This window comes from Agromyces terreus, from assembly GCF_009749465.1.
Taxonomy (GTDB): Bacteria; Actinomycetota; Actinomycetes; order Actinomycetales; family Microbacteriaceae; genus Agromyces; species Agromyces terreus.
The window spans coordinates 67,937-74,553 of the sequence record NZ_WBIS01000012.1 but is presented as its reverse complement, the minus strand read 5'-3'; the positions used below and the strand labels follow the sequence as shown (position 1 = coordinate 74,553).

6 protein-coding genes are annotated in these 6,617 nt (G+C 71.3%); 3 read left to right on the top strand and 3 right to left on the bottom strand.

Annotated features, from left to right (window positions below):
• Window positions 1-1,754: transcription termination factor Rho (gene rho / locus GQQ92_RS15255; protein WP_157000156.1), on the top strand; the 1,754-nt coding region annotated here is incomplete at its 5' end.
• 7 nt (window positions 1,755-1,761) lie between these two features.
• The gene (gene prfA, locus GQQ92_RS15250; protein WP_157000155.1) at window positions 1,762-2,838 is read left to right on the top strand and encodes a peptide chain release factor 1; all 1,077 of its coding nucleotides are present in this window, start codon (window positions 1,762-1,764) and stop codon (window positions 2,836-2,838) included.
• A gap of 98 nt (window positions 2,839-2,936) precedes the next feature.
• On the opposite strand, the gene epsC is transcribed toward prfA, so the two are convergent.
• Both epsC and cysK read right to left on the bottom strand, forming a co-directional pair.
• Window positions 2,937-3,515, bottom strand: a complete 579-nt coding sequence (gene epsC / locus GQQ92_RS15245) for a serine O-acetyltransferase EpsC (protein ID WP_232057735.1) — start codon at window positions 3,513-3,515, stop codon at window positions 2,937-2,939.
• 4 nt (window positions 3,516-3,519) lie between these two features.
• Complete coding sequence (gene cysK / locus GQQ92_RS15240) at window positions 3,520-4,455, bottom strand: cysteine synthase A (protein ID WP_157000153.1); 936 nt, start codon at window positions 4,453-4,455, stop codon at window positions 3,520-3,522.
• 93 nt (window positions 4,456-4,548) lie between these two features.
• Here cysK and prmC point away from each other — a divergent pair, with 93 nt between their 5' ends.
• Entirely contained in the window at window positions 4,549-5,433 is an 885-nt protein-coding gene (gene prmC, locus GQQ92_RS15235; RefSeq protein ID WP_372493393.1) for a peptide chain release factor N(5)-glutamine methyltransferase, read from the top strand.
• A gap of 120 nt (window positions 5,434-5,553) precedes the next feature.
• Here the strand turns inward: prmC and GQQ92_RS15230 are convergent, their stop codons facing one another.
• Window positions 5,554-6,528 (bottom strand): TetR/AcrR family transcriptional regulator C-terminal domain-containing protein, encoded by a 975-nt coding sequence (locus GQQ92_RS15230; RefSeq protein WP_157000152.1) that lies wholly within the window; start codon window positions 6,526-6,528, stop codon window positions 5,554-5,556.
• Window positions 6,529-6,617: the final 89 nt, after the last annotated feature.

Below are 6,617 nucleotides of genomic sequence, written 5' to 3'. Positions count from 1 at the left end.
AGGCAGCCGCCGCTCCCGCCGACGCGCCCGCCGCGTCCGGCGACTCCGACGACGCACGCGAGGCCGCACGGGCCGCCGTCCGCGAGGAGCTCGCGGCCGCGACCGGCCGCGGCGCCAAGTCGGGCGAGGGCGAGGCCGACGCCGAGACCCCCGCCGAGCAGCCCCGACAGGGCCGCAGCCGCAACCGCGGTCGTCGCGGCGGCGAGCGCGAGCGAGCCGAGCGCTCGGGCGACGACGCCCAGAAGTCCGGCGACGCCCAGGGCGCGCAGAACGGCGGCAACGCCGACCGCCAGGGCAAGGGCGAGTCCCGCAAGGGCGACGACCAGCCCGCCCGCCAGGGCCGCGGCGACCGCCAGAACGGCGACCGCGACCGCCAGAACGGCGACCGCGACCGCCAGGCCGACGCCGCCGAGTCCAAGCAGGCCGACGGAAACCGCCAGAACCAGAACCGCGATCAGGGCCGCGGCGAGCAGCAGCCCGCCGACGGCGAAGGCGGCCGCCGCAACCGCTACCGCGACCGCAAGCGTCGTGGGCAGACCGGCGGCGACGAGCTCGAGCCCGAGATCCTCGACGACGACGTGCTCATCCCGATCGCGGGCATCCTCGACGTGCTCGACAACTACGCGTTCGTGCGCACCACGGGCTACCTGCCCGGCCCGAGCGACGTCTACGTCTCGCTCGGCCAGGTCAAGAAGTACCACCTGCGCAAGGGCGACGCGGTCGTCGGCTCGATCAAGCAGCCGCGCGACTCCGAGTCGAACAGCCGCCAGAAGTACAACGCCCTCGTGAAGGTCGACTCGGTCAACGGGCAGACCATCGAGGAGTCGGGCGCGCGCGTCGAGTTCCAGAAGCTCACTCCGCTCTACCCGCAGGAGCGTCTGCGCCTCGAGACCGAGCCCACCAAGCTCACGCAGCGCATCATCGACCTCGTCGCCCCCATCGGCAAGGGCCAGCGCGGCCTCATCGTCGCGCCCCCGAAGGCCGGCAAGACGATCGTGCTGCAGCAGATCGCGAACGCCATCTCGATCAACAACCCCGAGGTCCACCTCATGGTCGTGCTCGTCGACGAGCGCCCCGAAGAGGTCACCGACATGCAGCGCACGGTGAAGGGCGAGGTCATCGCCTCCACCTTCGACCGTCCGGCCGAAGACCACACGACGGTCGCCGAGCTCGCCATCGAGCGCGCCAAGCGCCTCGTCGAGCTCGGTCACGACGTCGTCGTGCTGCTCGACTCGATCACCCGACTCGGCCGCGCCTACAACCTCGCGGCACCCACCTCGGGCCGCATCCTCTCGGGCGGCGTCGACGCCTCGGCGCTCTACCCGCCGAAGCGCTTCTTCGGCGCAGCGCGCAACATCGAGAACGGCGGCTCGCTCACCATCCTCGCGACCGCGCTCGTCGAGACCGGTTCCAAGATGGACGAGGTCATCTTCGAGGAGTTCAAGGGCACCGGCAACAGCGAGCTCCGCCTCAGCCGTCAGCTCGCCGACAAGCGCATCTTCCCGGCCGTCGACGTCAACGCGTCGTCCACGCGCCGCGAAGAGATGCTGCTCTCGCCCGACGAGGTCAAGATCACCTGGAAGCTGCGTCGCGCCCTCGCCGGCCTCGACCAGCAGCCGGCGCTCGAGGCCGTCCTGGGGCGCCTCAAGGAGACCCAGTCCAACGTCGAGTTCCTGATGCTCATGCAGAAGTCGATGCCCGTGGGCGCCAACGGCCACGGCTCGGCGCACGCGAACGAGCACGACCACCGCTGAGGATCTCGTGTTCGAATCCGTCAAGGGCCTGCTCGCCGAGCACGCCGAGCTCCAGGAGGCGCTCGCCGACCCGGCGCTGCACGCCGACGCGGCGCGCGCGAAGAAGGTGAACCGGCGTTACGCCGAGCTCAGCCGCATCGTCGCCGCGCACTCGGCATGGCAGCAGGCCCAAGACGACCTCGCCGCCGCGCGCGAGCTGGCGAAAGAGGACGACGCGTTCGCCGAAGAGGTTCCCGCACTCGAAGAGGAGCTCGCGCAGGGTCAGGAGAAGCTCCGGCGGCTCCTGATCCCGCGCGACCCCGACGATGGCCGCGACGTGATCATGGAGATCAAGGGCGGTGAGGGCGGCGCCGAGAGCGCGCTCTTCGCCGGCGATCTCCTGCGCATGTACATGCAGTACGCGCAGTCGAAGGGCTGGAAGGTCGAGCTCCTCGACCAGAACGAGTCCGATCTCGGCGGGTACAAAGACGTGCAGGTGGCGATCAAGTCCAACGCCACCGACCCGTCGCAGGGCGTCTGGGCGCACCTCAAGTACGAGGGCGGCGTGCACCGCGTGCAGCGCGTGCCCGTCACCGAGACGCAGGGGCGCATCCACACGTCGACGACGGGCGTGCTCGTCTTCCCCGAGGTCGACGAGCCCGAAGAGGTCGACATCAACCAGAACGACCTGAAGATCGACGTCTACCGGTCGTCGGGTCCCGGCGGCCAGTCGGTCAACACGACCGACTCCGCCGTGCGCATCACGCACCTGCCCACGGGCATCGTGGTGTCGATGCAGAACGAGAAGTCGCAGCTGCAGAACCGCGAGGCGGCGATGCGCGTGCTCCGTGCCCGCATCCTCGCTCGTCAGCAGGAGGAGCTCGACGCCGCGGCATCCGACGCCCGCAAGTCGCAGATCCGCTCGATGGATCGCTCCGAGCGCATCCGCACGTACAACTTCCCCGAGAACCGAATCGCCGATCATCGCACCGGGTACAAGGCCTACAACCTCGACCAGGTCATGAACGGCGCGCTCGACCCCCTCATCGATTCGGCCGTCCAGGCCGACGAGGAGGCGCAGCTCGCCGGCCACGGCGACGCCTGAGCGACTCGATCACCGAACGTCGGCGCGTGCGCGGGTGACGTGAGGTGCGAGGGGGCGGATGCCGCGGCATCCCCCCCTCGTGCATCCGCCCCGTGAGCTCAGATGTGCCAGTCGTGGACGCCCCGTGAGGCGTCGGCGGCGGCGTCGGAGAGCGGACGTGGAATCGCGGGAACGCCGACGAGCAGCGAGTGCGGGGGAGCGTCGCGGGTGACGACGGCGTTGGCGCCGACGGCGCTGCGCGCCCCGATCGTGATGTCGCCGAGCACCTTGGCGCCGGCGCCGATGGTGACGCCGTCGCCCAGGGTCGGGTGCCGCTTCGTGCCGGGCGGCGTGTGCCGCGGGGCCTTTCCGCCCAGCGTGACGCCGTGGTAGAGCATGACGTCGTCGCCGATGACGGCGGTCTCGCCGATCACGACGCCCATGCCGTGGTCGATGAAGAACCGCCGGCCGATCGTCGCGCCGGGGTGGATCTCGATGCCGGTGAGGAACCTCGTCACCTGCGAGATGACCCGGGCCGGAAAGCGGAATCCGGCGACCCAGAGCCGGTGCGTGAGCCGGGACGCCCACACCGCGTGCAGGCCCGAGTAGACGAGGAAGACCTCGAGATCGCTGCGTGCTGCCGGGTCGTGGGCACGCGCGGTCGCGAGGTCTTCCTTCAAGCGGGAGAAGATGCTCACCCGGTCAGTCAAGCAGACCTTCGTACAGCACCGTCGAGAGGTAGCGCTCGCCGTAGCTGGCGAGGATCACGACGATCGTCTTGCCGGCGTTCTCGGGGCGCTTGGCGACCTCGAGGGCCGCGTAGACGGTGGCGCCCGACGAGATGCCGCCGAGGATGCCCTCCTCGGTGCCGAGGCGGCGTGCGGTGGCGACAGCCTGGTCGATGTTGACGTCGAAGATCTCGTCGTAGACCTCGCGGTCGAGGATGTCGGGCACGAAGTTCGCGCCGATGCCCTGGATCTTGTGCGGGCCGGGGGCACCGCCGTTGAGGATGGGCGATTCGGCGGGCTCGACGCCGATGACCTGCACCTCGGGCTTCTTCTCCTTCAGCACCTGGCCGACGCCGGAGATCGTGCCGCCGGTGCCGATGCCGGCGATGAAGATGTCGACGCCGCCCTCGGTGTCGGCCCAGATCTCTTCAGCGGTGGTGCGACGGTGGATCTCGACGTTGGCCCGGTTGGCGAACTGCTTCGCGAGCACGGCGCCGGGGGTCTCGGCGGCGATCTGCTCGGCGCGGGCGACGGCGCCCTTCATTCCCTCGGAGCCGGGCGTGAGGACGAGCTCTGCGCCGTAGGCCTTCAGGAGCGCCTTGCGCTCGGCCGACATGGTCTCGGGCATGGCGAGGACGACCTTGTAGCCGCGCGCGGCGCCGACCATGGCGAGCGCGATGCCGGTGTTGCCGCTGGTGCCCTCGACGATGGTGCCGCCGGCCGCGAGCTCGCCCGACGCCTCCGCGGCGTCGACGATCGCGATGCCCAGGCGGTCCTTGACGCTGGCCGAGGGGTTGTAGAACTCGAGCTTGCCGAGCACGGTCGCGCCGGCACCCTCGGTGACGCGGTTCAGGCGCACGAGCGGCGTGCGACCGAAGGCCTCGGTGATGTTGTCGAAGATCTGAGCCATGGGGCTTCCTCTCGGGTCGGGGTGCGGCAGCGGGCGCCGAAGGCCAGCCTAGGCGGGGGCTGTTCCCGGGTCACGTGCGTTACATTCCATTTCATGGATGCAGGGATGCCGCGGGCCGTCGGAGATCGTTCGTTCCGCGCCGTGCGCGAGGCGGCCGTCGCCCGTCTGACCGCCGCCGGCGTGCCCGATCCCGAGGTCGACGCCGAGCTGCTGCTCGGGCACGTGCTCGGCCTCTCGCGCGGCGGCGTGCAGGCCCGGTCGATCATGGGCGGAGAGATCGGCGAGACGGATGCCGCGGAACTGCGCCGTCTCGTCGAGCGCCGCGCCGCTCGTGAACCGCTGCAGCACATCACGGGGCGGGCGCCGTTCCGCAACCTCGAGCTGCTCGTGGGGCCGGGGGTGCTCGTGCCCCGCCCCGAGACCGAGGGCGTCGCGGAGCTCGCGATCGAGGCGCTGCGCTCGATGCCCGAGCCCCAGCCGATCGCGGTGGATCTCGGCACGGGCAGCGGCGCGATCGCCCTGGCGCTCGCGACCGAGGTGCCGCATGCCGGGGTGTACGCGGTCGAGCTCTCGCCCGAGGCGGCCGAGTGGGCGCGCCGCAACATCGCCGAGACGGGGGCCGACGTCGAGCTCGTCGTCGGCGACCTGGCCGAGGCCCTGCCCGAGCTCGACGGCACGGTGTCGGTCGTGGTCTCGAACCCGCCGTACGTGCCGGCCGCGGCGATCCCGGCCGACCCCGAGGTGCATCTGCACGATCCGGTGGTCGCCCTCTACGGCGGTGCCGACGGGCTCGAGGTGATCCGGGCGCTGTCGATGCGCGCGCTCGCACTGCTGCGTCCGGGCGGCGTGCTCGTGATCGAGCACTTCGAGACGCAGTCGGCGCAGATCGCCGAACTGCTCGCCGCCGACGGCTGGCGGGCGATCGCGCACCACCGCGACCTGACGATGCGCGACCGGGCGACGACGGCGGTGCGCTGAGCGGTCGCCGCCGGCCGTGACGTTCGCCGCGGCATCCGCTCGACGGGTTCGCCGAGACGTTCGCCGCGGCATCCGCTCGACGGGTTCGCCGCGGCATCCGCCCGACCCGGCACCGACCCGCTACCGCTGCCGCTCGCGTGCCCGCTTGATCGCCTCGCGCTCGCGCTTCTGCGCCTCGCGCAGCGCCTTCTCGGCCTCGCGTCGCCGCTTCGCCGCCTCGCGCACCTCGGGATCGCGTGGCGGGTCGAGGGCGGGAGCCGCCTGCGACGAGGCCCGCGACGGGGGAGACGCTGCCGCGTCGCCGTCGCCGTCGCCGTCGCCGTTGCCGTGCTGCGCGACGTACGTCTCGATGCCGTCGAGCATGCGGTGCAGGCCGAAGGCGAAGTCGTCGTCGGTCTGGGGCGTCTGCGCCGGGTCGGCGCCGCCCGTCTCGACGTAGCCGCCGCCGAGGAACAGCGGTGCGAGATGCGGGAAGCGCTCGGGCGTGACGAGTTCGGTGAGGGTGCCGAGGTAGCGCTCGCCGGTGATCTCGCCGGGGCCGGCGGCCGCGGCGGCGCGGGCGAGGTCGCGCTCCTGCGCACCGGTGGCGCGGGCGTAGCTGGTGAACATGAGCAGGGTCGACATCTTCTCGCCGTCGCTCAGGGGGAGCTCGCGCACCTCGCGCAGGAACCAGTCGACGACCATGAGCGCGTTCGGCGTGATGGGCGCCCCCGAGACGGGGATGTCGACGAGCCAGGGGTGCAGCTCGTAGCAGGCCCGGATGCCGTGCACCCAGGCGGTCACGCCCTCGCGCCAGCCGCGCTCGATCGACTCGTCGGGGGCGGGCATGTCGGTCGCCGCCTCCTGCATGAGCAGGATCAGGTCGTCCTTGCTCGTGACGTAGCGGTAGAGCGACATGGTCGTGAAGCCGAGCGCGGTCGCGACCCGGCTCATCGACACGGCCTCGAGGCCGTCGGCGTCGGCGATCTCCATCGCCGTCTCGACGATGCGCTCGATCGAGAGCTCGCGCTTCGGCCCCCGCTGCGGGTTCGCGGCGACGCCCCAGGCGAGCGCCACGCCGCGCGGCAGTTCGGGGTCGGGGGTCTGCTCGGCCATCGGCATCCGTCCATTCGGTGTTGACGACAGTCTAGAACTGTGTATTACTTAAACGCAGTATATGACCTAAACAGTTTACGTCGCATGCA